The 24,565-nt window shown below is 62.7% G+C and carries 16 protein-coding genes; 9 read left to right on the top strand and 7 right to left on the bottom strand.

The window, feature by feature from the left end; translation table 11 throughout:
- Nucleotides 1–105: 105 nt before the first annotated feature.
- Nucleotides 106–3,444, top strand: coding sequence for a hypothetical protein (locus GY937_16675; protein ID MCP5058339.1), 3,339 nt, complete (start codon nt 106–108; stop codon nt 3,442–3,444).
- A 38-nt stretch (nt 3,445–3,482) separates the two neighbouring features.
- Here GY937_16675 and GY937_16670 read toward each other — a convergent pair whose 3' ends face one another.
- Both GY937_16670 and GY937_16665 read right to left on the bottom strand, forming a co-directional pair.
- Nucleotides 3,483–3,902, bottom strand: coding sequence for a biopolymer transporter ExbD (locus tag GY937_16670; protein MCP5058338.1), 420 nt, complete (start codon nt 3,900–3,902; stop codon nt 3,483–3,485).
- Nucleotides 3,874–4,566, bottom strand: coding sequence for a MotA/TolQ/ExbB proton channel family protein (locus GY937_16665; protein ID MCP5058337.1), 693 nt, complete (start codon nt 4,564–4,566; stop codon nt 3,874–3,876). The genes GY937_16670 and GY937_16665 overlap by 29 nt, the downstream gene beginning before the upstream one ends.
- Before the next feature lie 278 nt (nt 4,567–4,844).
- Here GY937_16665 and GY937_16660 point away from each other — a divergent pair, with 278 nt between their 5' ends.
- From GY937_16660 to GY937_16630, 7 genes are all read left to right on the top strand, one after another.
- The gene (locus tag GY937_16660; protein ID MCP5058336.1) at nt 4,845–5,981 is read left to right on the top strand and encodes a TonB C-terminal domain-containing protein; all 1,137 of its coding nucleotides are present in this window, start codon (nt 4,845–4,847) and stop codon (nt 5,979–5,981) included.
- Entirely contained in the window at nt 5,968–9,249 is a 3,282-nt protein-coding gene (locus GY937_16655; protein ID MCP5058335.1) for a hypothetical protein, read from the top strand. The genes GY937_16660 and GY937_16655 overlap by 14 nt, the downstream gene beginning before the upstream one ends.
- Nucleotides 9,250–9,352: 103 nt before the next feature.
- Entirely contained in the window at nt 9,353–9,901 is a 549-nt protein-coding gene (locus tag GY937_16650; protein MCP5058334.1) for a LysM peptidoglycan-binding domain-containing protein, read from the top strand.
- A gap of 281 nt (nt 9,902–10,182) precedes the next feature.
- Nucleotides 10,183–11,421, top strand: coding sequence for an AAA domain-containing protein (locus GY937_16645; protein ID MCP5058333.1), 1,239 nt, complete (start codon nt 10,183–10,185; stop codon nt 11,419–11,421).
- 324 nt (nt 11,422–11,745) lie between these two features.
- A complete protein-coding gene (locus GY937_16640) occupies nt 11,746–12,711 on the top strand; it encodes a nucleotidyltransferase (GenBank protein ID MCP5058332.1) in 966 nt (321 codons plus the stop codon).
- A 9-nt stretch (nt 12,712–12,720) separates the two neighbouring features.
- On the top strand, nt 12,721–13,236 hold the full coding sequence (locus GY937_16635) for a hypothetical protein (GenBank protein ID MCP5058331.1): 516 nt from the start codon (nt 12,721–12,723) through the stop codon (nt 13,234–13,236).
- A complete protein-coding gene (locus GY937_16630) occupies nt 13,236–14,174 on the top strand; it encodes an AAA family ATPase (GenBank protein ID MCP5058330.1) in 939 nt (312 codons plus the stop codon). The genes GY937_16635 and GY937_16630 overlap by 1 nt, the downstream gene beginning before the upstream one ends.
- Nucleotides 14,175–14,361: 187 nt before the next feature.
- Here the strand turns inward: GY937_16630 and GY937_16625 are convergent, their stop codons facing one another.
- Nucleotides 14,362–14,880: a hypothetical protein gene (locus GY937_16625; protein MCP5058329.1), complete on the bottom strand. Its 519-nt coding sequence runs from the start codon at nt 14,878–14,880 to the stop codon at nt 14,362–14,364.
- Here GY937_16625 and GY937_16620 point away from each other — a divergent pair.
- Nucleotides 14,866–15,810 (top strand): SAVED domain-containing protein, encoded by a 945-nt coding sequence (locus tag GY937_16620; GenBank protein ID MCP5058328.1) that lies wholly within the window; start codon nt 14,866–14,868, stop codon nt 15,808–15,810. The two genes, GY937_16625 and GY937_16620, sit on opposite strands and share 15 nt — an antisense overlap.
- A 108-nt stretch (nt 15,811–15,918) precedes the next feature.
- On the opposite strand, the gene GY937_16615 is transcribed toward GY937_16620, so the two are convergent.
- The 4 genes from GY937_16615 to GY937_16600 all read right to left on the bottom strand — a co-directional run bounded on the left by GY937_16615 (nt 15,919) and on the right by GY937_16600 (nt 24,545).
- Entirely contained in the window at nt 15,919–18,018 is a 2,100-nt protein-coding gene (locus tag GY937_16615; protein ID MCP5058327.1) for a UvrD-helicase domain-containing protein, read from the bottom strand.
- 16 nt (nt 18,019–18,034) lie between these two features.
- Nucleotides 18,035–19,447: a DUF3732 domain-containing protein gene (locus GY937_16610; protein ID MCP5058326.1), complete on the bottom strand. Its 1,413-nt coding sequence runs from the start codon at nt 19,445–19,447 to the stop codon at nt 18,035–18,037.
- Between the two features lie 1,030 nt (nt 19,448–20,477).
- On the bottom strand, nt 20,478–21,632 hold the full coding sequence (locus tag GY937_16605; protein ID MCP5058325.1) for a hypothetical protein: 1,155 nt from the start codon (nt 21,630–21,632) through the stop codon (nt 20,478–20,480).
- Between the two features lie 129 nt (nt 21,633–21,761).
- Nucleotides 21,762–24,545 (bottom strand): site-specific DNA-methyltransferase, encoded by a 2,784-nt coding sequence (locus GY937_16600; protein MCP5058324.1) that lies wholly within the window; start codon nt 24,543–24,545, stop codon nt 21,762–21,764.
- Nucleotides 24,546–24,565 lie beyond the last annotated feature (20 nt).

Genomic DNA, 24,565 nt, shown 5'->3' with positions numbered 1-24,565 from the left:
GGCGCGCCTGACGCGTCACCAGTGTAAAGGGGGACAGTTTTCCCCGGCACGCTGGGTAAACATGGGCCAATCGCTCCACCTCAGCGCGTCCTTGGAGGGGTTTCCATGCTGGGTGGTTGTCGCCATACGTTCGCGAAGTCGGGTCTTCGAGCGCGCGTCACGAGTGCGCTCGGGGCCTTGGCATTTCTGGCCGCCGCTTCTTCGGCCAACGCCATCGAGTTCCTCGAAGATCGCGTGGAGGTCCACGGTGCATTCGAGATGCAGCTGCGCACGATTGCGCGCGATCTCGACATGTCCGACGGCCTCGACCTGACGCAGTGGTACAACATCCTCAACATCGAGATCGAGGCGAACATTGCTCCCGATGGATGGGGCCCCTTCGACTTGATTTCGGCATTCGCACGCGTCGAGGGCCGCTACGACTGCGTCTGGCGCCGAGGGTGTGGGCTTTTCCCCAATGTCTCCGTGTATGGCGATCGCCCTGAACGCCAGCCCAAGCGGCTCTCGGATGGGCGTAGGGCCGGCTTCCGGTCCACCGGCCAGCTCTACAACGGGGACGAGCGCTACTTCCGCGACATTCCGCGGGAATTCCTTCCCTACCGCTTCCGGGATCGCGACCGCGGCTCCCGCGTGGCTTCACCGTTCTTCAGCATCCAAGGCGTCGACACGCTCTTCGATTCGCCGGGGGCCGACGGCGTGTTCGGCAACGAGGACGACCCCGCTCCCTTCTACTTCTCCGAGATCCTGGCCGACGATTGCGATTTCAATTTCCGCAAGCGGCATGGCAGCATGGATGGCGTCGGTACCCAGATCATGGGCCCCTGGCAGCCGGCCTGCACGATCCGTCCCACCGGAAAACTCGCCGGCAAGCCCAACCCGTTCTCTTCGATGGATCTTTCGCCGATCACCGGGGATGTCGGCGCCGGCGCCCTCCCCTATCGCCCCGCTCCGGAACGCCGCGCGGATGAATGGGCACCGAAGCACGAGGCGCGTGGCGTCTACTACCCGAACGAGCGTCTGGCCGCGGCCCTTCGCGACGGTCGGTTCGACAGCTTCGACCAGAACTTCACGGTCAACGAATTGCAGTGGAACCAGGGCGCGAGCCAGCAGGACGAAAAGGCGCTGAAAGAGCTCTATTTCGACATCGAAGCCTTCGATAGTCGGCTCTGGCTACGCCTGGGCAAGCAGACCGTGGTGTGGGGCAAGACGGAGCTCTTCCGCAACCAGGACCAGTGGAACCCCCAGGATCTGGCACTCGCTTCGTTGCCGAGCCTCGAGGATTCGCGCATCGGCTTGTGGGCTGGCCGGGCCGTGTGGTCGTTCTGGAGTGTCGGTCCGCTCGAGGACGTGCGCGCCGAACTGGTCGTGCTGATGGATCAGTTCGAGCCGACGGATCTCGGACGCTGCGGCGAGCCCTATGCGCCGAATCCGGTCTGCGACAAGACCTTCGGCTTGTTCATCCACGGGCTCACGGGCCTCACCGTCGCCGGCGAGCGTCGCCCGCCCAACCCGTGGAACAGCTGGCATGGTGTCGAGGCAGGCGTCCGGGTCGAGTGGCGTTACAACCGCTTCTCGTTCGCTGTGAGCGACTACTACGGCTTCACGGACATGCCGTATCAGGACACGCTGTTCCGTTACTCCCGGAACGTCGACCCGAAGACCGGCCGCCCCCGCCACACCATGGCGGATGGAAGCTGTCGGACCGGGCGCGAGGCGGCCTGCCTGCAAGGCAAGGACGCACTCACGCGGCATAGCGTGAACCAGCAGGTCTTCACGATGATCTGCGCCACCAGCATCGGCTTCAGCACCCTGGATCTCAGTGCCTGCGGCCAGTCCGTGTTCAACAGCCATGCACTGGTGGATACCGATGACGCCACACCGGGCCTTCAGTCGGCGCCGCTGCCGGTGGTGGGCCTCGTCGGCGCCATGGGGTCGGGACAAAGCGGAGCTGGGAACCTCTTTGGCGGGGCGGTGTTCCTTCCCGCATTGGGCAACTTCACCCCGACCACATTGGCAGCGATCACCGCGAACGCTCCCTTTGGCCGGGTCTTTTCCAACCTCCTCACGGGTACCATCGATCCCACGGTGTTCGTGCCGTTGTGGATGGATCCGGCCGACGGTGCGCAAGCCCTGTTCACGGACTACCCGGCTGATGTGCAGGCTGCGCTGATCGCAGGCGGCGCCGTCCCTGGTCTCTCGAACTTTTTCCTGGGCAACGGGCTGTCGCCGTTCCTCACGGACGAGCAGGAGGCCTTGCTCGGCTGCGGGCCCTACTACGACACCAACTGCGACATCGAGGGGATGGACCTGCTGAACGCCGAGGCCAGCGCGCTCTTCCAATCCTTTCCCGGAGTCGAGGGCACCTTCGGCATGGATTGGGACACGACGGATCGGGGCGTCATCCAGCCTGGCACGGTCGGCTTCGAAGGAGGCCCGATCTGCACCCGTTACCACGGTGGCAGCATGGTCATCCTGCCCGGCTGCCGCGGCCCGGGCGATTCCGGCTACGACCCGCGCGTGGACGGCTCGACCGGCGGTGCGCTCCACCCCTTCGTTGGCCAGGCCTTCCGGACCGAGTTGGGCATCTTGTCCTGGAACCTGTTGATGGCACTCGTCGCGCTATCGAGCGCGGATGACCCGCTCCGACCGACCGAGAGCGATTTCGATGCCGCCCATCCGTTCCGCAGGAACGGCTGCTCGTTCGCCAAGCCCCAGTTCTGCAGCTCGGTGCAATCGTTCTTCCAGATCACCGGTGTCCAGCGCAACGCGATCCGAGCCGGTGGGAACGGGCGATTCGGGCGTCGCGATTTCACCTGGCATGGGGGCCGCGATCTCGTCTTGCGCTACGAGAAGCGGAACATCCTGGGCTTCGCGATGGACTTCGCAGAGGACTACACCAAGTCCAACATCGGCGTCGAGTTCACCTGGGAGAACGACGTCCACCTGGCGGATTGGGACAAGGTCGAGGGCTTGACCGAGGTCGATCAATTCAACCTGACCGTCTCCGTCGATCGGCCCACGTTCATCAACTTCATGAACGCCAACCGGACCTTCTTCATCAACACCCAGTGGTTCTTCCGGTACACCTCGGGTTATGAGGAGAGCTTCCCGACCAACGGCCCGTGGAACATCCTGGCCGTCCTCGCCGTGAACACGGGCTACTTCGACGACCGTCTGAACCCCAGCGTGCAGCTCGTCTACGATTTCCAGTCGAATTCGAGTGCCGCCATCAGTCAAGTGACCTACCGATACTCGTCGGATTTCTCCGTGACCTTCGGCTTCGCGCTCTTCCAGGGACGAGAAGAAGCCCGGACGATGCCGCTCGTGCCGAACGCGCTTTCGAATCGAGTCGGCCGCCACGCCAACAAGGACTTCGTGGAGAATGGCCTCGCTGCGGTGAGAGATCGCGACGAGTTCTTCCTGCGAATCCGGTACACGTTCTAGACGCAGTCGAGGGGACGCCATGGCGTCCCCTCGGCTGGCTACTTCGCTTTCTTGGTCGCCAGGGCGAAGCCCTTGGCTCCGTTGAGCTGGGCCTGGTCGAGGACGTAGACGGCCTTTTCGAGGATGACCATCCGATCACCTCGGAGGATCACGGTCTTCTGCTCGGCGGCATCGAGGGCAACCTTCAGGTGCGGGCCAAGCTGGTCGTAGGGCACGCTCCTTCCGTTGACCTGGACTTCGCCGGCCTCGGTGATCGTCACATTCACGGCCTGCTTGTCGGTCGCGCTGCTCACGGAAGCTTCGGGCAGGCTCACCTGCTTGCCCGTGTTCGCGATGACCGAAGACGTCACCATGAAGATGATCAGCAGGACGAGGAAGACGTCTGTCAGCGGGGTGATGTTGATCTCGGCGACGATGCCGCCGGTATCATCACCCTCTTGCGGGAGAGAGAGCGCCATGGCTCGGCTTCCCTTCTTGGTCATTGGCCGAATCGTTGGTTCCAGCCTCGACGAAGAGCAGCGCCTGAACGAAGCGCTCGCTGGCCCGCGTGAACGTGGACGAGATGTTGTTGACCCGTACCTGCAGGAAGTTGAACAACGCGAGGGAAACGATAGCCACGAGCAGGCCCACGGCCGTGGCGATCAGCGCCTCCGAGATACCGGCGGAAACGACCTCGAAACCAGCGTCTCCGCTCGAGGCGATGGCGCCGAACGCGACCATGATGCCGACCACGGTGCCCAGCAAACCGATATAGGGCGAGAGGGATCCGATCGTTCCGATGAACCAGAGCCCGCGGCGAAGTTCCGTCACCACCTCATTGCGTGCGGTGCTCAGAACCTCGTTCAGGTCTTCCAATGCGATGTTCCGCCAGCGCAGTCCCTCGCCGAAAACCTCGGCCATCGGCGTGCTCGAGGCCTCGCAAAGCGTGCGCGCCGCCGAGAGATCGTGGCGCACGAGGCTATCCACGAGCTTTCGCGTCAGATCCCGCGTGGTGCGAGCCAACCCCCGATACCGCCAGAACCGCTCGATGGCGATGCCGATCACGATCACCGACAAGATGCCAAGCGGATAAACGGTGAGGCGCCCCTGGTGCAACAGCTCCAGGAGGTCTTTCAATTCCATGTTCACGGTGTATTTCTCCGTTCCGGGGGTGGACCCACTGACACCAACCGGGCTGAAAGTCGACCTACCTTACCTACGTGAGTGCCACGTTGACACCCCCGGGTGGCTCACATAGGATCGAACTTGGGTCAGAAAATCCACAATGGTGCCGGTAACTTGCGTCTTCCCTGCCTTCTTCTGAGCGAGATTCTCCCGCAGCCTCTCCTAGAGCGGCAGCATGGGTCGGAACCACGTCACAACCTTCGGGTTCCGAGAGTTCAGACCTGGGGGAATGTGTCGTGATCGAAGGCTTCGTCGTTCGTCGGCGTGCGAGGCGCCTGCACCCGATGCACACCCGCCGCATCGGCGGAATCGGCTCGCTAGCCGGTGCAGGTGCCGCGGGCGGAGAGATCGCATTCCCCGGTTCGGATATGCCCGAGCCCGAGGGAGGCACGCGCAGCTGGCTCTCCGGCGTGATCTCGCTGCTCGGCCACGGCTTGATGATCGGTCTCCTGCTCTTCCTCGCCAGCCGCATCGTGGAAGAAGAAGAGGTTCCGGTCCTGGATTTCGTCCCGATTGAGGAGGTCGTCGGCGAGGAAGAGCCTGCCCCGGCTCCGCAAGTGCTTGCCGAAAGCTCCGCGAACTACGCTCCGGCACCCATGGCCATGGCACCGCAGATCGTGAACGCCGCGGTCATCCAGAACATGAGCCAGAAGACCCAGGCGGTCGAGATCAATACCGCGGCCGTCGTCCCCACGGCCGCACCCGTCGAGATCAGCCAACGCGCGGTCTCGGTGGACCAGGTCGGCAACGTCGCGTCTGTCGTCAGCGCCGTCGTCGCGCCGGTCGTCACCAACTACCAGGGCCCCGCCCTCGCCGGCCCCATCCAACACCAGGCACCGACCGGTGTGGTGAGCGGCCCGCGACAGGTCGTCAGTTCCGGCAACACCCTGGGGACGGGCCGGCCAGATTCCCTCGGGCGAGGCTCGAGCGTTCGTGACGGCATCTCGTCCGGCCGCGATGTGTTCGGGGCGAAGACCGGGATCGTTGCCAACCCGAACATGAAAGTGGGAAGCAACAACGGTCGAGGCCCGGGCGGGTCCGGAACCGGCCTCAACAACCTGAGCCTCGACGCCTGCCTCGCCCGGCCCCAGGTCCAGGCCTATCTGAGCCAGGTACGGGATCGCACCATCAGTCGCTGGACGTTGCCGACCGGCGTGACCGATTCATCGGCCACCCTTGCCTTCCGCATCGATCCCGCAGGCTCGGCCAGCCACGTGGAGTTCCAGGGCACGCCTTCGGATCCTGCGGCGGCAAGATCCGCCGTGGATGCGCTGCTCGCAGCATCGCCCTTCCCGCACATGGGCGCCCAGGTTCGCTGCCTCGCCAATCACAACCTCATCGGCACTTTCTCGAACACCCTTGTCTCGAACTAGCGCTCTTCTTCCTCTCGCATTCGTACTCGCGGTTTTCGTCGCAATGCCCTCGTCTGCCGTCGCCCAGGGTCTCCCTACGGTTCTGGATTTCGACGAAGACGAGAACGTGCGCTCGAAGAAATCCGATACGAACAGGGACGGCCGCTATGACGAGTTCGTCACCTACTCGGGCGGAAAGCCCAGCGCGGCCGAGCAGGACACCAGCTTCGACGGCCAGATCGATACCTGGATGCAATTCGATGCCTCGGGCAAACCAAAACACCAGGAAAGGGATACCAACGCCGACGGCCGCAAGGACCAGTGGATCGATTTCGAAAACGGCAAACCCGCCCAGCAACGCGACGACCACAACTTTGACGGCAATGCGGACGCCACGATCTTCTTCGAGGGCGGGATCCCCGTGCGCAAGGAAGAAGACCCGGACTTCGACGGAACCATCGAGCGCCGCATCACTTACGCCGGCGGCGAGCCCTCGATCGTCGAAGAAGACCAGGACGGAGACCGCAAGCCGGAGCTCCGTGCCGAATACAATGCCGATGGCTCGAAGAAGCTCGAGCTACAGGATACGAACGGCAACGGCCGCTTCGATATCACGATCCGCTACGAGAACGGCAAGAAGGCCCGCGTGGACGAGGACACGAACCACTCGGGAAAGGTGGATGTCGTCACCGACTACCGGAATGGCCAGACCACCGCTCGCCGGGCCGACACCACGGGCGACGGGCGATTCGATACGGAATCGGCCTACCATGAAGGCAACGAGCACCGCCAGGTGAAAGACGAAGATCTCGATGGCGTGCCCGAAGCCATCGTTCTGTATCTGCCGAGCGGAGAACGTGCGGAGGAGAGCTTCGACCCGGACGATGACGGGCGCACGGATCTGCACCGCTTCTACGAGAACGGCCAGAAGGCCCGCGAAGAGGAAGACCAGGACGACGATGGCCGGGTCGACCTGGAGACCTGGTTCGCCGGCGAGATGACCCTCCGGACCGAGGCGGATTCGAACAAGGACGGACGAAGAGACACCTTCGTCGAATACAAAGCCGGCCTCCGATTCGAACAGAAAGAAGACCAGAACGAAGATGGCGAGATCGATGCCGTCTTCGAGTACGCCGTCGACGGCGAATCCCTGCTGCGGAGCCAACTGGATACCGATTTCGATGGCACCTTCGAGACCCGCAACAGCTACGAAGGCGGCCTGCTGGCGCGAACCGAAATCGACCGCGCCGGCCGAGGGCGGCCGGACCGGATCGAGATCCACGGGGAAGACCGGCTCCTGCGTGTCGATCTGGATGAAGATGGCGATGGGAAGTTCGAGCTGCGCAACTTCTACGACCCGAAGGGCCAGCTCGAGAAGCAGGAACAGGACAACGACGGAGACGGGAACTCCGAGAAGTTCATCACCCTGGACGTCGCGACCGGCAATGAACGCCGCGTGCTCGAGGACACGGATGCCGACGGCAAGGTCGATCGCTGGGTGACCAAGAACGCCGAAGGCCAGACCGAGAAGCTCGAAGAGGATCGCAACGCCGACGGCGAAGCCGACCGGACGGTCTTCTACGAAGGCGGCACGGCGGTGCGCTTCGAAGAGGATTCAGACTTCGATGGGCAGCCGGATCTGAAGGGCAGTCTCGACGCCAAGGGCCAGGTCGTCGCGGAGCAACGCGCCACCGGCGGGGTCGAGGGCTTCGATGTGAGTGTCGAATACGAGGACGGCCAGAAAGCGCGGGAGCTCCGCGACACGACGGGCGACGGGAAACCCGATGCGATCACCCTCTTCCGCGACGGGAAGATGGTTCGACAGGAACTCGACACCAACGAGAGCGGCGACAAGGACACCTTCCTGGTCTTCGAAGATGGGCGCCGGGCCCGCCAGGAGAAAGACACCACGGGCGACGGCAAGGTGGACCAGATCGTGTTCTACGGCCCGGACGAGATTCCCGTCCGCGACGAGACCGATACCAACGCGGATGGCCAGCCCGACGTGCGCCGCCACTACGAGAGCGGCGCGGTTTCTCGTGAAGAACACGATGCAGATCTCGACGGCACATTCGAACTGACGACCTACCTGGAGCAGGGGCTGCCCACGCGCTCGGAGCGGGACGGCAACGGCGACGGCAAGCTGGACATCCTCATCACCTACCAGGACGGCCGGAAGCACACCCAGCAGGAAGATCGGAACTTCGACGGAACGATGGATGTCGAGACCTCATTCGGAGCGGACGAACAGCCCATCGAGATTGCCGAGGACGGCGACGGCGACGGAACCCGCGAGATGAGGACCTGGTTGGAAGCCGGTACGCCCGTCCGCAGCGAACGCGACCGCAACGGCGACGGCCAACCCGACGTGCGCACCCGCTTCGAGAAGGGCGAGCCCTCACACATCGAGCAAGATGACGATTTCGACGGAAGCTTCGAAATCCAGGTGGCGCTAGGGCCCAAGGGCACCCAGGAGCAGACCCAGGATCGCAACGCGGACGGCAACCCGGACCTCTGGGTGACGAGGAATGCGGACGGTTCGGTGATCCGGCAGGAAGAGGATCGCAACTTCGACGGGAAGAAGGATTCGCTCACGCAGTTCAACGCTGACGGCACACCCAGCCTCGTACGCCAGGATCGCGAGCTGCGCGGCTGCTTCGACCTCGAAGAACGCTACGACGCCGCAGGCAACCTTACGAATCAAGCCGTCGACCAGAACGCCGACTGCAAGTTCGACCTGTGGTCCCACCAGAAGAACGGCGCCATGGTCTGGCAGGCTCAAGACCAGCGCCAGGCGGGCCGGCCGACCGTCCTCACACGTTTCGATGCCAGTGGCGCACCCACGCACCAGGAGCTGGTCAGTGAGGGCAAGAAGCGCCCCGACGTGAAGGTCGTCCTCGGTGCGGACGGCGCCCCGCGCAGTCAATGCGTGGACAGCGACGCCAATCGAAGCCTCGACATCCGCTACCGGTTGTCGGGGGGCACGATCACCGAAGGCCTCATCGACAACAACGGTGACGGCCAGGGCAACATCCGCCAGTTCTTCGAAGGCGGCCACGTCAGCCGGAGCGAGATCGACACCGACAAAGACGGCCGTGCCGACGTGATCCAATACATCGAAGGTGGGGCCGTATCCCTTCAATGCGAAGACTCGACCCGTGACGGCACGGTGGATCGCTGCTTCGAAGGCCAGACCCTCGTCGATGTGCGCGGCGTCACCGATTTGAGCACCCCGCTGGGTAAGCTCGGCTGCGGCCGTTTTCACCCCTTCTGGCGGGAACGGCGTTAGCACTCCAGGGGGGCCTGGGAAGTGTGGTGAGCATGCCCGAACGCGGATGCGCCGCATTGGCGGTGATCGCGTCGAGGGCGGCGCATCGGACTCAGGGGGGAACGTGCGATCGGCTTCGAGAACGGCTGTGATCGTGGCGGCTGCGATGGTCGGATTCGTTGCCTGCGTGCGCGACACCCATCGAAGCGCGCCGCCCGCTTCTCCGCAACCCGAACACCGACCGGATGTCTCGGCTCCCGCACTTCCGCCCGGCGAGCGGCCCGACGTGTTGATCGTCGAGATCGAAGAGGAGCAGCGCGAGCCCGGCATGCCCGCCAAGAAGGCCGAACCCGAGCAGCGTGACGCGGACACCGACGACTCCTTGCAGACGCCGACCTATCGAACGGCCGCGACTCCTGGGCGCGCACTGCCCGAGCCCGAAGCAGCAGCTCCGAGTGAGCCAGCTGATCCAGAGCCCGTAACGATTCCTCCGGCTGTGCCCTCTGAAGATCGACCGCGGCAGTACACCGTGCGCGAGGGCGATTGGCTCACACAGATCTCGCGAGACCAGTACGGCTCGCCCGCGCATACCGCTGCGATTCTGGAAGCCAATCGCGATCAGATCGTGGATCCGGACCGGCTCATCCCCGGCCAGATCCTGACCCTGCCCTAGCCCGTCGGCGGGCTCCCTCCGCCAGTTGCGCGATCAGGGCATCGCCGCTTCTCCGGCGTGCCCGCTGGGCCACCCTTCGTGGATCGAGAATCGGTCACCCATTGACCCGTTCGTCGTCTCCGGACACCGCCGCGCAATCCGAACAGCTCGCGCGTGGCCAGGGCCGGCCTCGGCCGGCCAGAGTTGGCCGTTTCGAAGGTGAACGGCGCCCTCATGCCCCGGGCGCCCGGCATGGAGCTTGCGTTGCCAGGCGTTCGTCCCTTCTTCACGAGGAATCCCCGATGAACGAAACGCCGCATACCGTCTTGTGGATCGGAACCGCCAACGGGCTGGAAGAGAGCCCGATGGCTACTTCTCCCGACGTCGACCTGGTCTGGACCCCGGTTCTCGACGACGCCCTTTCCCTCCCGCTGCCGGACTTTCATGCCGTCGTCATGGACGCTCCCGACGAAACCCGCGACGGCGTCGTCCGACGCTTGCTCCAGGCCGGCGCAAGACGGGTGCTCGTCACCTCGTCGCCAGGCACCTACCCCACCCCCGCCGACCTGGGCAAACCGGACAATAATGGCCCGGCCGCTTCCGCGCGGCCGCCGGGGCTCGCCCATGTGATCGGTCGCGGCCCCGCGATGCATCGAACCTTCGAACTGGTGGGCCACGCCCAGCGCACCCATGCCACCGTGTTACTCACCGGAGAAACCGGAACCGGCAAGGAAGTGCTCGCGCGTTCGATCCACATCGGAAGTGATCGGGCCGACGGGCCTTTCGTCGGCCTCAACTGCGCAGCCTTTCCCGATTCACTCCTCGAAAGCGAACTCTTCGGCCACGTTCGGGGCGCCTTCACCGGGGCCGACCGCGCGAAGACCGGCCTCTTCCAGGAGGCCAGCGGCGGAACCATCTTCCTCGACGAAATCGGTGAGACCTCCCCCATCCTCCAGGTCAAGCTCCTGCGCGTCCTCCAGGAACGGGAAATCCGACCCGTCGGCGGAAACCGCTCCCGACGCGTCGACGCCCGGGTGCTCGCCGCAACCCACCGCGATCTCCGCAGCGAAATCGCCCGCGGCGCGTTCCGCGAAGATCTGTTCTACCGCCTCGCCGTCTTCCCGATCGATGTTCCGCCGCTTCGCAGCCGCAGCGAAGACGTCCTCCCCCTGGCCCGCCACTTCCTCGCCCTGCATGGAAAGCGCGAGAACCGGATCGGCTGCGACCTGAGGCCGGAAGCCGAACGGTTGCTCCTCTCCCATCCCTGGCCCGGCAACGTGCGCGAGCTCGAGAACGAGATGCAGCGTGCCCTCGCCCTCTCCGAGAGCGGGGATCTCATCCCCGCCGAACGCCTCTCCGCACGCCTGCACCAGGTCCTCGGCCCGATCGAAAGCCAAGGCCTCGAAGGCGGCGCGACCCTGCGCGAAAGCCTGACCCAGGCCGAAGCCTGGCTCCTTCGCCAGGCACTCGACCGACACGACGGAAGACGAGCGGCCACTGCGCGCGCGCTCGGGATTACTCGCGAGGGGCTCTACAACTAAAGGCCCTCATTCCGCAGTAAACGTCTTGATCCGAAACATGTATCAATTTCAGATAGTTGCCGATGGAGTTGCAGATCTCCTCCCCTCCGCCAACGCGCGGCTTGACAACACTCCACTCGGTGCACAGAGACACTGGGTCGTGAGCCTCCCACGGCGACAGAGGGTGAGAGAGGCCAGCTCCGTTCCGTCCCCGGCGACGCTGGGCGCATCCCCCCAAATCGAAGCTTCTTGGCGTGACCACATGCGTCACGCCGGGGGGCTATGCGTCCAGAACCAGCTACCGCGTCATCCCCTCGGGGCCGACGCGGCCACGATGGAGCAGCCTTGGCACGCCAGCACGTCGACCACGCGGACCTTGCGTCCTTTGCCCAGGATAAGGTCAACCTCCCCCAGGAAAAAGCGAACGAGCATCGGGCGCAGGCTCGCAGGCTGCGCGAAAAGCTCGAGTCGTACCTCGAGGAGCATCCCGACTTCTCCCTCAAGAAGATGCTGGTCTCGGGGAGCCTCGCGAAGGGGACCGCGCTCAGATCGCTGAACGACATAGACCTCGCGTGCTACATCGAAGGCGCCGACGCCCCCACGGAGGTCGCCAAGCTCCTCGACTACCTCGCTGAGCGTCTGCGGACGGCGTTCCCAAACTTCAGCCCCGACCAGATCACGCCTCAGACCTACTGCGTGACGGTGTCGTTTCGTGCCTCGGGGCTTGACGTCGACGTCGTACCCATCTTGTACAGCGGCGACCCGAACTGGTACGGGAACCTGGTCAGCCAGGAAGACGGCTCCCTCCTTGAAACTTGCATCCCACGGCACCTGGAGTTCGTCGGGGCTCGCAAGGGCAAGCATGACAAGGACTTCGCCCAGGTTGTCCGGCTCGTGAAGTACTGGGCACGCAAGACCAAGCGCGAGAACGAAGGCTTCCGCCTGAAGTCGTTCATGATCGAGCTCATCCTCGCGAGGCTCTCGGACCAGGGCTCCGCCTTCTCCGACTATCCCGAGGCGCTCCAGAACTTCTTCACCTACATCGCAAAAACCGACCTGCGCGAACGCCTCGTGTTCTCGGACTACTACAGCCCATCCGCTTGCGGCACGTTCTCGGAGCGCATTCAGATCATCGACCCGGTCAACGCAAAGAACAACGTGAGCCGCCTCTACACGTCCTCGCAGGCGGATGCGCTCGTTGATGCCGCTCTTGACGCAGGTGACGCCATCGATGCGGCCCTCGCGGCCCCCACCAAGCAGGAGACCGTCTACTACTGGCAGAAGGTCTTCGGCTCCTCCTTCCAGGCATAGAACACGACCATGACGACGAGCTACACGTTCTCCGAGACCGATACCTTCACGATCACCCACGCCAGACATATGGCGGCGAAGGTCGCGGCGGACCTCAAACGTCTCCAGCGCTTCTACGGCCAGCCCAGCGATGCCGCCATCACCGCCTACCAAGACGAAGTCACTCAGCTCCTCAGGGAGGGCTATCTCGGGACCGTCACCTACGGCTTCCGCAGGGATGGAGCGTTCATCGAGCCGTCGCTCCGGTACACCGCGCACGATCTCGCCGGGTCAACCACCGACGATGATGACCCGGGGCGCGTTCGCCCCGGAGCCGATACGAGCGGCGCCACGTTCTACAGCTACTTGACCTACAGCGCGGCATGGGACCAGCTCTCCTCGGCCGACCAGCAGACCTTCGAGTCAAAGCTCCCTATCACGCGCGGATCCGCCCCGGAGCCCGCCGTGAACGGGGTCCTGCGTTCCGATCGAATCTACTCCGCAGGCGGCCGGTCGCTTGATCGGCAAAGCGTGAAGGCCTCGTGATGTCGTCCGATCTCTCCTTCGACGACCTCTTCGAGAATCGTATCGACCTTCCCGACAGCGACGCCCAGGAGAGGCTTGGGCGCCTTGTCGGCCTCGACGACCACAAGGACCGCCTAACCAAGATCCTCGGCCTTCTTGTGAACCCGCAGGGTCTCGCGACTTGGGCCAAACAGCATCACGCGCACGCTGGTGCACTTCTCGACGTGGTCTTGTCGCGTCCCCCGCTAATCGTCCTCGCAGGCGACGTAGGCTCAGGAAAGACGGAGCTCGCCGAGACCATCGGCGATGCGGTTGCGCGCCAGGAGAAGATCGACATCACCCTCCTACCGCTCAGCCTCTCGACGCGAGGTCAAGGGCGAGTGGGCGAGATGACGAAGCTTCTCTCCGCAGCGTTCGACGCCACACTCGATGAGGCGCGCAAGCTCATGTCCTCCTCCGGTACCGCACGCGGAGCTGTCATCCTCCTAGTTGACGAGGCCGACGCCCTAGCCCAATCGCGGGAGAACGCGCAAATGCACCACGAGGACCGCGCAGGGGTGAATGCGTTCATCCGCGGCGTGGACCGGATCGCCAACAGCAAGGCGCCCGCAGCGGTTATCATGTGCACGAACCGTCTTGGTGCTCTTGACCCGGCAGTGAGACGCCGCGCGGCCGATGTACTGACGTTCCAGCGGCCCAACGCAGCCCAGCGACGGGCAGTCCTCGCAAATGCGCTCTCTCCGTTAGATTTCTCCCCGCAGCAGATCGATGCGATCGTCGCTGCAACTGGTCGCCAGAACGGGAGAGACTACGGCTTCACCTTCTCGGACCTTGTCCAGCGCCTGCTGCCCGCAATCGCCCTCGACGCATATCCGAATCACCCTGTGACGCCTACGCGTGCCCTTGCGGTCGCCGACGGCCTGGCGCCAACGCCGCCGTTTCGGGAGGAGCACCCTTGAGTAGCTGTTCGCGAGCTCTACGTCTGCCCTCTCCTCGTCGAGCCGTCGGGGAGCGCCTTGCTAGTGTTCGCCCCAATCTGGCGGCGCAGGGGTACGGTGCGAAGAATTGAGCCGAAGCGTCGACCCGATCCAAGCGGGCCTTGACTACCAGGCGCGCTTCTTCTGGCTGCAGGCAGCGACAGCGCTGCTACACCGCGATGGCACCGTCGCGCGAATCGGATTTGACGTCCCCGACATTCCTGGGTTCGACGACGTTGTAATCGAACACGCTCAGCCACAGCGCGGAGAGTTCGGCGACCTGTTTTCCTTCGACTACTTTCAGGTGAAGTTCCATGTTGACCAGACCGGCGCTCTGACCGCTGAGACGCTGACGAATCCCGCGGAGATTGGAGCGACCGCGATTTCGCTTCTTGGCCGCATGCAGAAGCTGCGTGACCAGCTCGGCGAGCGCGTGGCCCATGCTCGTTTTCACTTCGTCTCGACCTATCCAGTCGCCCGCGACGACCCGTTGGCGAAACTCGTAGACAACAGTCAGGGCGGAGCAATCCGAATGTCGCTCCTTCAGCGTGGCGGAGCTCGATCTGCGATGGGGAAGCTCCGCACCAGATGGCGCGAGCACCTCGAGCTTGCGTCCGACCAAGAGCTCTTCGAGCTCCTTCGGCCCCTCCGCATCTGGTCTGCGGCTCCAGACTTGCGACGCGTCCAAGACGAGCTCGACCGCCTACTCCCGGCCGTGGGCCTTCGAGCGACCAGGGGCGAGGGTGCTGTGGCACCGTACGACGACCTCATCTGGAAGCTTCATCAAGAGGGGACCTACTACTTCTCGGCCGATTCGCTCATGAGGGAGTGCGAGCAGGCGGGCCTTGCCACAGAGATCTCGCCTCCCTCACCGGCGCCGCACACTGTCGGAGTACGCAGCTTCAAACGCCCTGGCGTTGAGCTCGCTAACCAGTCGGATGATCTACTTTGTCTTCTCGACGCCTTCGACGGACGGTTCCTTCTCCCTGACGAGTCCTGGGGCTCAGTTCACGCAAGGATGGACGAGTTCTTTCGGCGGATCGTGGCTGCACACCGTGTGTTTCGGCTACACCTCGATGCTCACGCCAGCCTCGCCTTTGTCGCCGGCTACCTTCTCGACGCAAAACAAGGGCTTGACATTAGCCTCGTGCAAAGCTCTCGAGGCGGTGTGCAGGTTTGGTCAACGGCCACCGGCGGCAAAGCAGCAGGCGCGGACCTCTCGATCCAAGAAATCTCGGCTGGCGAAGGCGACGACGTAGCCCTTGCCCTCGGCATCACCCACGACGTCACGCCCGACGTCGAGCAGTTCCTAACGGAATCGTCCCCGGGGATCGGCCGCATCATCGCCGCCCAACCCCGCGAAGGGACCGGCCAAAGCGCGGTTCGCGACTCGAACCACGCAATCGCAATCGCTGACGAACTCGCCCGCCGCCTGAAGGCTCGCTCGATCCGCGAACGCGCGGCGCGACTTCACATCTTTGCCGCCGCGCCGAACGCGTTGATGTTCATGCTCGGCCAGCTCGCCAAGGGCGGCGGACACATCACCCTGTACGAGTTCGACTTCGAGGGCCTTGAAGGCGGGGGCTACAAGCCTAGCCTCACCGTACCTGTCGAATAACTCGAGGTCGGGCGCAAGGGCGACCCGATCGCACTCAGCCTGCGTGGGGAAGATCGGGAGACCTAAGCACCCTTCCCTTCAACCGCAGCGGCCCCGGGTTCTAGGGGCTCATTCTGCCGGACCCGCGTCTCCCTGAAGGTCATCCAGAAACTCAGACGCCGGGTCAACGCCCGTCACGAGCAGATGGTCCCGAGCACGGGTGCACGCGACGTACAGGAGGTGCCGCTCGGTCTGGTAGACGTCCTCCAGGTCCGAGTCGTCCGCGACCCCCTCAATCCGGCTCTGCAGGGGCACGATCTCATCGTCACACGCCATCACGGCGACAGCCCGGAACTCGAGCCCTTTGGCCAAGTGCATCGTCGTGATGGACAGCTTCCCGTGCGTGGTCTCCATCCGGTCGCCAACGACCTGGGACGGCACGTCCAGTGCATCGACGGCCGCCTGAGCCCTGGGAAGCTCCGCATCTGATCGGACGAAGACGGCAATCTCGTGGGGCTCAAGTCCCTCAGCCAGCCAGCCCTGCAAGCGAGAGCTGACTTCCTCCCGCTCCTGCTCCGCAGAGCCAAGGACCTGGATGATCGGGGCGGGCCCGTTGAACACCGAGACGGTCCCCCGGCGGTCCTCCAGGTTCCCGTCCACGTCCGCGAGGGCCGGACCGAGCAGCCTGTCCGCCTGCATCCGGATCTGGTGCGATGTCCGGTAGTTGATCCGAAGGGTCGCCGAGCGCCCCCGGATCTCAACGCCAAGAGCTTTCCACGAGAACGGCTGGCGGAAGATGCGCTGGCCCAGATCACCCGCGAAGAAGACGCTATCAGGCCGGCCGCCGCCGAGAGCCCCAAGGAAGCGAAGCTCGGCCACACCGATGTCTTGGGCCTCGTCCACCACGGCGAAATCGAAGGGAGGATGCTTCGCCTTACCCACCTGCTCCGCCAACCTTCCGAATACATCCGCCTGGGTGAGGAGCCCCTGATCGTCCAGGGCCGCTCGGACACCCTCGAACAGGGTCCAGAGCGCTGCGCGTTGCTTCTCCGCCAATCTGGTCTTGCGGCCAAGCCGCCGGACGTCTCGGTAGTCCTCCCAGCTTCTCAGCTGCCAGGCATCGACGACGTCTGACCATTCCATCCACAGGAAGTGGGGGCTGAACCGCTGGTTCTCCAGCCCGCTCGCGGCCTCAAGGAGCAGACCCTTCACTTGTTCTTCGCTCGCGAGGTTCGTTCGACCGAAGTTGGCGTCGTGGAGCCTCATCCCAATCCCACTCATGGAATGGACTTCCAGCCGCTCGCCCAGCCGAGGTTCATTCCCAATCAGCCGCTTGAGGCGCGCCCGGAGCGCGTTGGCCAGAATCTCCGAGAATGTCGTGAGTAGGACACGCGCTTCCGGATGCTCCCGCGCGAGGTGGACCGCGCGGTGCAAGGCGACGATGGTCTTGCCTGTGCCAGCAGACCCAGAGACCCTGGCGGGACCAGAGTACGCACGTTCGACGAGCTCCCGCTGCGCGGGATGGAGAAAGACGGTCCATTTCTCCCACGGGTACTCGAGCGCCCTCTCGAGTTCCTCCGCGTTCGTCATCACCCGGAAGCGCCGCTGCGCATCCGGATGAGCGAACGGATCCACCTCGTCGCTAGCGTGAACCGGGAGCACAGGAGTGCTTCCCGTCGCCAGCTCCAGCAACGCCTCGGCCGCCTCGCCTGGCAGATGGTCCGCTAGCTCCAAGATCGTGTCTTCTGTGGCTCCGCGGACCTCTTCAAGCCACTCGGGTGGTACGCCGTACCCAAGGAGATCGTCGTCTAGAACACCCTCGAAGAGCACCGGTTTCGGCGCACTCGGCGCCGCCGTCGCCGGCCCCTCGACGTATCGCGGAACCTCAATCTCCCTGACCGTTTCTCTGATCTCTACGAGCTGGGCCGCGCCAGTCTTCGGGTGCCGCTCGAGCTTCCGACGCTCTGCCCAGCGATAGGCCGCGTCGTGGTGATCCACGTAGCACAGGAGCAGGCTTCCGGATGTCTTGTGGACAATCACCCGGATATCTCGACTGACCCGTACCGACCAGAAGTCCTTGTCCTTCGCCCGGTCGAGCCTATGAAACTTCATCCCGGGGTTCGCCGGATTGAGCTGCAGATCGAAGGCGGTGGTCTTTACCGCCTTCTGCTCCTCCCCCGTTAGCTTCGCAAGGCTCTCCGTGAAGGTATCCGCAATCCGAAGGTCCATTAGTGCACTCGACCCGCTATTTCTCTAGATCTGTGTCGGAAGGCCAATCCTCAGGGACGAGCTTATTCCCCTGCCGCCAACGCTCTACGATTGACTTCTGGTACCAGTCCTCAGAAATATCCGCGTGCTCGGTAACTATCACCTGGAACCGGGGAGCCAGCCCCTCGACCACATCGGATATGAAACGAAACATCCGCGTGACGGCCACGCGATCATCGTCCGGGACAGCCTCCATCGAACCGTCCTTGTCTTGCTCAGGCGGGAAATATACCTGCGACGGTTGATCCAAGAACAAGAACCTCGGAACCGGTCTGTCCTCCTCTGCGAACCACTCGTGAAGTCCGAGATGAGCGATCAAGTGGTACCCGACCCAGTTTTCCCCGCTTCCCATTCGCGCCATAGGCACGGGTCCGTTTCGGGTATCCGCCACAATCGTCAGTTTCTTAATGTCAAGGCGGAGCGGATACCGCGAGTGCTCCAACTCCAGATGCCTTGCCCATGCTGTCAACCGCTGCCCAAGAATCGACGTGATTGACTCGATCCGCTCGCCTACCCGGTCGCTACTCAGTTCTTCCTCAAGCGCCTCGCACTGGCTTCGGAGCTCGACAGACTGACTCTCAAGCGCCGTTGTGTCGGGCAGTTCCGGCAGGCTTTCCAAGTACAGGCTCACTCGGCCCAGAACATGGGATCGTCTCGTAGCTTCGTCCTGCGCCTGCTGCAGCCGCTCGTCCGAAGCCCGAACCGCTTCCATCGCAGCGCGATTCGCCCCTAGAGAGACGCGCACACCGCTCAACCCCGTTTCCAGCTCGGCGATCGCACGCTCGACCTGCGGTGCCCCTCGGGTGACGGAGTCAAGTCGTGCGGAGACTTCAGCTAGGGACTCACTAACCTGCTCGACTCTTGGAATGGCCTCTTCACCTAGAGGCTGCATGCACAACGGGCACTCATGTGCTGACTCAGAGCCTTCGAAAATCCCGATCGAGACCAACCTGGCCTTTTGCTCCGTCGCTTCTCTCGAAAAGCCCTCTTCGTCGCGTCCGAAGGCACGAGCGGAGCCGATCTCCTCGCTCAGAGCGCGCTGATCGGCCAGCAATCCCGCCCGCTCCTCGGATAGCCGCCGGTACTCGCTCGGTTCGCCAGCCTCAAGCTCCGCGTCGGAAACCGGCCGGCTCCCGACATCCCGCAGCGCCGGGACAAGCTCTTCCCAAGTAGTCGCGACAACGGTCGTTAGCCCAACGTCCCTGGCTTGAGCCAAGAGAGAAGACGCCCTGCTAGTGCCGTCGCCTTGAATTGCCCTCTGCTCAGCGAGCTCGCGATCGATCGCCCGAAGACGCTCCCGGAGTCGTCGCAGCTCCTCTCTCTTTCGGACATAGTCATCATCCACGGCGCCCAGGAAGTACGGAAGAGTATCCTTGAGTGCCTGAGCCACCCAGTTGTCAGCCGCTCCATGAAAGAGCTGATTCCGTCGAATGATCTCGTCCTGGGGCTGAAAGCAGAGCGGCAGTGCGTGCCGAACGTTCGCGCTAAGTGGGCGGCGTGTTTGCCCCTCGGGCGGTTCATGGAGATGATCGCCAATCCCGGTCCAGCTCGTGAGGAGCGTGCCTAGCCCTTCCGTATTCGTGGTACTCCGCAAGTCATCTCCGGACGGTACCCGCACTTCGTCGCCGATATCCACAAAGCAGTCTTCGCTCGCGGCTGCCCGCGCGCCGGGACATCGACGCGCGATAAAGGACTGACCGTCTTTGAGCTGGAGCCGAAGGCCAAACCATGAAACCGACCGCAAGATCGGCCCTTCTGGAACTCTGCATTCGCTCGCACCAAAGCAGTAGTCGACGATATCGACAAGTGCCGATTTCCCAGTCTTCGACGCTCCCGTAATCACGTTCAACTCGCCCGGCCGCAACGAAACCACCCGGCTTCGGCCGTCGTGACTGAAGACCGCTATGTCTAGGATCTGCATTGTCACGGCCGGACCCCGACGAGCGCCAACACGGTCCGCGAGTTGCCCGCACGAGCGAACCACCTCCCTACGAACCGAGCCCGCTTCGAGCACAGGCGTACTTCGTCACTCGCGTCCCTGAGCGAACGAGAGACGACACGGCTCAATGTGGATATGGATGTCAGCCGCCCCTCCGACAGGGCGACAAGTCGGTGTGAGCCTCCAACTAAGATGGCCTCACGAGTGAAGGGGACCAACAGTCGGGCCCGGCTCGAAACCCTGCCCCGCGCGAGCGGATTCTGTGCCAACCACACAGCGAGGCTCGTGCGAATCGACGCAGGCAAGCTCGAACGCGTCTCTCGGTGAAGAACCAGAGGAAGAACCAAGAACGCCTCCTCAACTGGCATCCCCCGGCCCTCATCCTCCTCTTCGTGGCCACGCGACGCATGCCAAAGCAGATTCGCGCAGAACGCCGGATTCAGCAGCGCTTTCTCCTCCATCGACCGCGCGGCCCAGGAGGTCACGAGGCGGCCCCTTGCTGCTGACCGAGCACCGACGCGAGCAGTTCACGGAACTCAGGATGCCAGCCAATTCGCACGTCGTCGGAGAGCATATGGAGCGATCCGCGGGAAACGAATGGCTCCGTTACGTCTGCCCGAATCGGCAGCGTTGCCTGTTCTGCCCACTGAAGAACCGCTCGAGCTGCTGTCTGCTTCGCCGCTCTTGTAGCGCCCTCTCCCAACTCGTCCCTCATAGCATCGAACACAAGCTCCCATTCCTCGACCAGGCGCAGTTCGTACTTGTGGAGGTCAATGCCAACGACCAAATCGTCGCGAAGCCATCTAGAACGCTGCTCATATGCCCGGTAGTAGTCTCTAATCGCGGCGGCCACACGCCCTTTTCCCGCCTTGATCAGCTCAAGTTGCCGGACAAAGACATTCTCCTGATACGCAGCGTGTGTCACTTCATCAAGAGTGAACTCCAACAGGTCGTCGTCGATTGGCAACCCTGTCTTCTTGAACTGCTCGCGGAGGTCAGCCATCTGCGCCTCGAGCTCAACAGCCCCGATTCGTTCGCCTGTCGGGCTCGCGAGTTGAACGAGCACTCGACGAAACCACCACCCCTCGAGCCGATCAAGGAATGCTCCATGATGTTCCTTACCAGCAGCCCAGTAGACCTCTAGCCGCAGCTCCTCACCCAACTCGTCGATTGTTGCTGCAGCATCGACCACCAGAACTCGATCAAGCAACGACGCTCGTTGAGTGGGGTGAACCGCGAGGTAGGCCTTGTAGCACTTCGCATTCGCCTTGTTAGTGGAAGACGCTGCTGTCGTGTCCAGCGACTTCTGAGCCGCGGGGGCATCGCGGCCGGAACATCGAAGCCGCGAAGCCGCTGAACCACTGGGCGCAGATCCTGTTGTTACGAGAACCAGATTGGCAGTGACAGGAATCTCGCCGGAGGCATGTCCCTCAAACCAGATCCTCAATGTCTTCCATAGGTCTACACTCGCGTCTGTGAGGGCAGCCACCTTCGACAGGTGGTGTTTCGTCTGCAGTAAATCAGTCGCGTCTCCACCAGCTGTCTCGAAAGTCACGTCATCGAGGGTTTCTACTGAGACAAGGAAGTCTGGCTGGCTCTTCTGGCGGCGAAGAGCCCAAAGCAGAGCCGCGCGCACTTGGTACAAATATCCAAGCGACGAGTCGATCGCTGAGAACTTTTGACTACCAGACTTCGCCACGCCTGCGCACCTCGACGGCTAACTACCTGCGGACATGAGCAGCTAGTTCAGATGGACTCCCATTCGTTAGGCGACCCTGAAGACCTTCATCACCTCGTCCCCCAGGTGGTTGATCACCTTGACAGCGATCCGGCCAGACTCCGGCTTGGGGAATGTCCGGGATGTATCACTGTGGAGCGACTCCCAGGCTTCTTCGTTGATTTCAGCCTTCAGCGTATTCCTGAGCGCCTTGTAGGGGTCACTCGCCCCGAGGAAGTATGCATGGCGCACGAAGAAGCTCTCTTCATTGTAGTCAGTGTCTACGAACCAGCAGGCTATGCCCTCTGCTCCATCGCTACGCACTTCTCCGGTATTCGGATGGAAGACGTCTACCCCATTGATCCTCACCTGAATCCGATCAGGCACATCATCTACTGAGAGGATGTCGATATCCGGCTCGCCGAAGATCACGAACAAGTTCCCTTTGCCAGTGCTCTTGAGATCTTCCGCCATATGCAGATCCGCGTTCATATGCGCCTTCAGAATCGGTATTCGACCGAGCTTGTCGAACTCGGATGCGTGAGCGTCGTAGCTGAAGGCGCACGCAATAAGAACGTCGAAGTCGGCATCCCCCGCCTCGCGAGCAGCTGCGACAAGATCGGGTCTTGCAACCGTGCCAAACTCAGGACCGACGAAAACCGCTGCGCGCCTCTCGGGCGCCGACTCATCGACGCCCTCTTGATAGCGGGCCTCCCCACCAATCAAATCTCCCGGCCACGGCATAACGCTCGAGAACTCGATCTTGTCCTCCTTGTGAGCTTGCTGGACTCCGGCGATCTTGAGGTTCTCCAAAATCATCGAGATGAAGTCGGCAGTCTGCCCATCCGCCGAGTCCGAACCACGAACTCGCTCAATCAACTCGTCATTCTCGTCAACATCGAGCGACCGGTGCGGAGAGACGCTCTCCACAGTGAAGGGACCGGCGACGCGCACCTTCGACCTGTCTTGGTAGGGCTTGTCGTAGAGGTGCTCGAAGTCCGCCTTGGCGGCGATGGAAGCGTCGATTTCCTCTTGGCGCGCTACTCGCGCCCCCCACCACTCGGCATGAAGTTGCTTGGCGTCGCCGGACCACTTGCCTTCTGATTCGCGGGGGATCTCCCATTCCTCCCACTTCTGCTTCACTGCCTTGTTCAACTGGTCCCGGAGACGCTCCAACGTCTCCTGGTGCTTCTCCCAGATGACATCAATTTCACCGTTGCTAGCAATGGACTTGAGCTGCACACTCGGCAGCCGCTCGCAGACAAACCCACGACGAATATCACAACGAGTGGGCGCCTCAGAAACCGACGCGCGAGCGATCTCTGCCTCTTTCTCCTGTCCGTCACGACTATCTGCGAGCAGATAGTAGGAATATCGAGCACCCATCAAACGAGCCCTTGCAAGAGCGAGCGCCACACGAGAGGTATCGATCGTGATCCAACGGCGCCCCCACTGCTCAGCGACGTAGGCAGTCGTACCGGATCCACAGGTTGGGTCGAGCACCAAATCGCCGGGGTCGGAGAATGAGAGCAGGACGTTTTGCACGATTCGCGTATTCGTTTGAACGACGTAGACCTTGTGCTGTGCGCCAGCGAGGCTCGTAGTCCAGATGTTGTTGATCGGAGCTGCCGGCTTGTCGTTCCACGGTTCGATGTAGAATGGTCTCGTCTTTCCTTTAGCCACGCGGCCTGCCCGCGCGAGGCGACGTCTCCCGTCCTCGTGCGTGCGCCAATGCCGTCCTGAGCCGGGGTAGTACTCCGACGAGAAGACGTTCCATGGCACTTGAGAAGTACCCGAGTCTCCATCCTGCGTCAGCGTAATGTCTGTTCGGATGGGCACCCTGTCGTCGGGGATCAGAGACGGATCATCCTTCCACTCCCGAGGTATCGGATGAATGCGAAGCTCCGAGTCCAGCGTCTTGTTGAACTTTGAGAAATCGATTCCGGCCAACGATTTCTCGGGCCGAATCGCCCGGTACTTCAGCTGAGTCTTAGATTTCGCATAGACGACCAAGTAGTCAGCCACCGAGGGGACGAAATTGGCTTCCTGGTGATGCGTCTTCTTTACAGTTATTTGGCATACAAAGTTCTCGTCACCGAATACCTCGTCGAGAATCGAGCGGATCCGGTGGACGTTCTCATCACCAATCTGGAGAACTAGGCACCCGGATTGACTAAGGAGATCCCTCGCGACAGTCATGCGGTCGCGCAAGTAGGAAAAATAGGAGTGAATTCCATCGCGCCACGTGTCGCGAAAGGCCTTCACCTGCTCTGGCTCACGCGTGATGTGATCGGGTTTTCCGTCCGTGACTTCTGTGCTCGTCGTCGACCATTGGAAATTCGAGTTGAACTTGATCCCGTAAGGCGGGTCGATATAGATGCACTGCACCTTTCCCCGCAAACCCTCTCGCTCTGCCAGCGAAGCCATCACTTGGAGGCCGTCGCCCAGTATCATTCGGTTCGTCCAATTGGCATCGTGCTGGTAGAACTCTGTCTTGGCGGCCTCCTCCGATATTCCATTGAAATCGGCGAACAGATCGGGCTGGAACTCCGGCTCTTTGGCGGCGATCTCCGCCTCGTTTTCCTCGGTCCTATGAACGAGATCGTCGACCAGGACTTTCGGGTGGACCTTCTCTTGGATGAAGAGTGGGGGCCCTTGCACGACCAAGTCCGACCAGTCCGGATCGTCCTTTCCGCGCCAGACCAGCTGCGGATCTAGCTCCAATCCGTCGTATTGAGGTGAAGGCCGGACATTGAAATGGCCCTGCGAGTGTGAGATGAAGGAGTTACGAGGCTTCTCCACCGACACCCAACAAGGCCACTTCAGTGCGATTGATTCAAGGCTCTATTCGG

This window comes from bacterium, assembly GCA_024228115.1.
Taxonomy (GTDB): domain Bacteria; phylum Myxococcota_A; class UBA9160; order UBA9160; family UBA6930.
The sequence above is the reverse complement of the archived record's forward strand: the minus strand, read 5'-3'. Positions and strand labels throughout refer to the sequence as shown.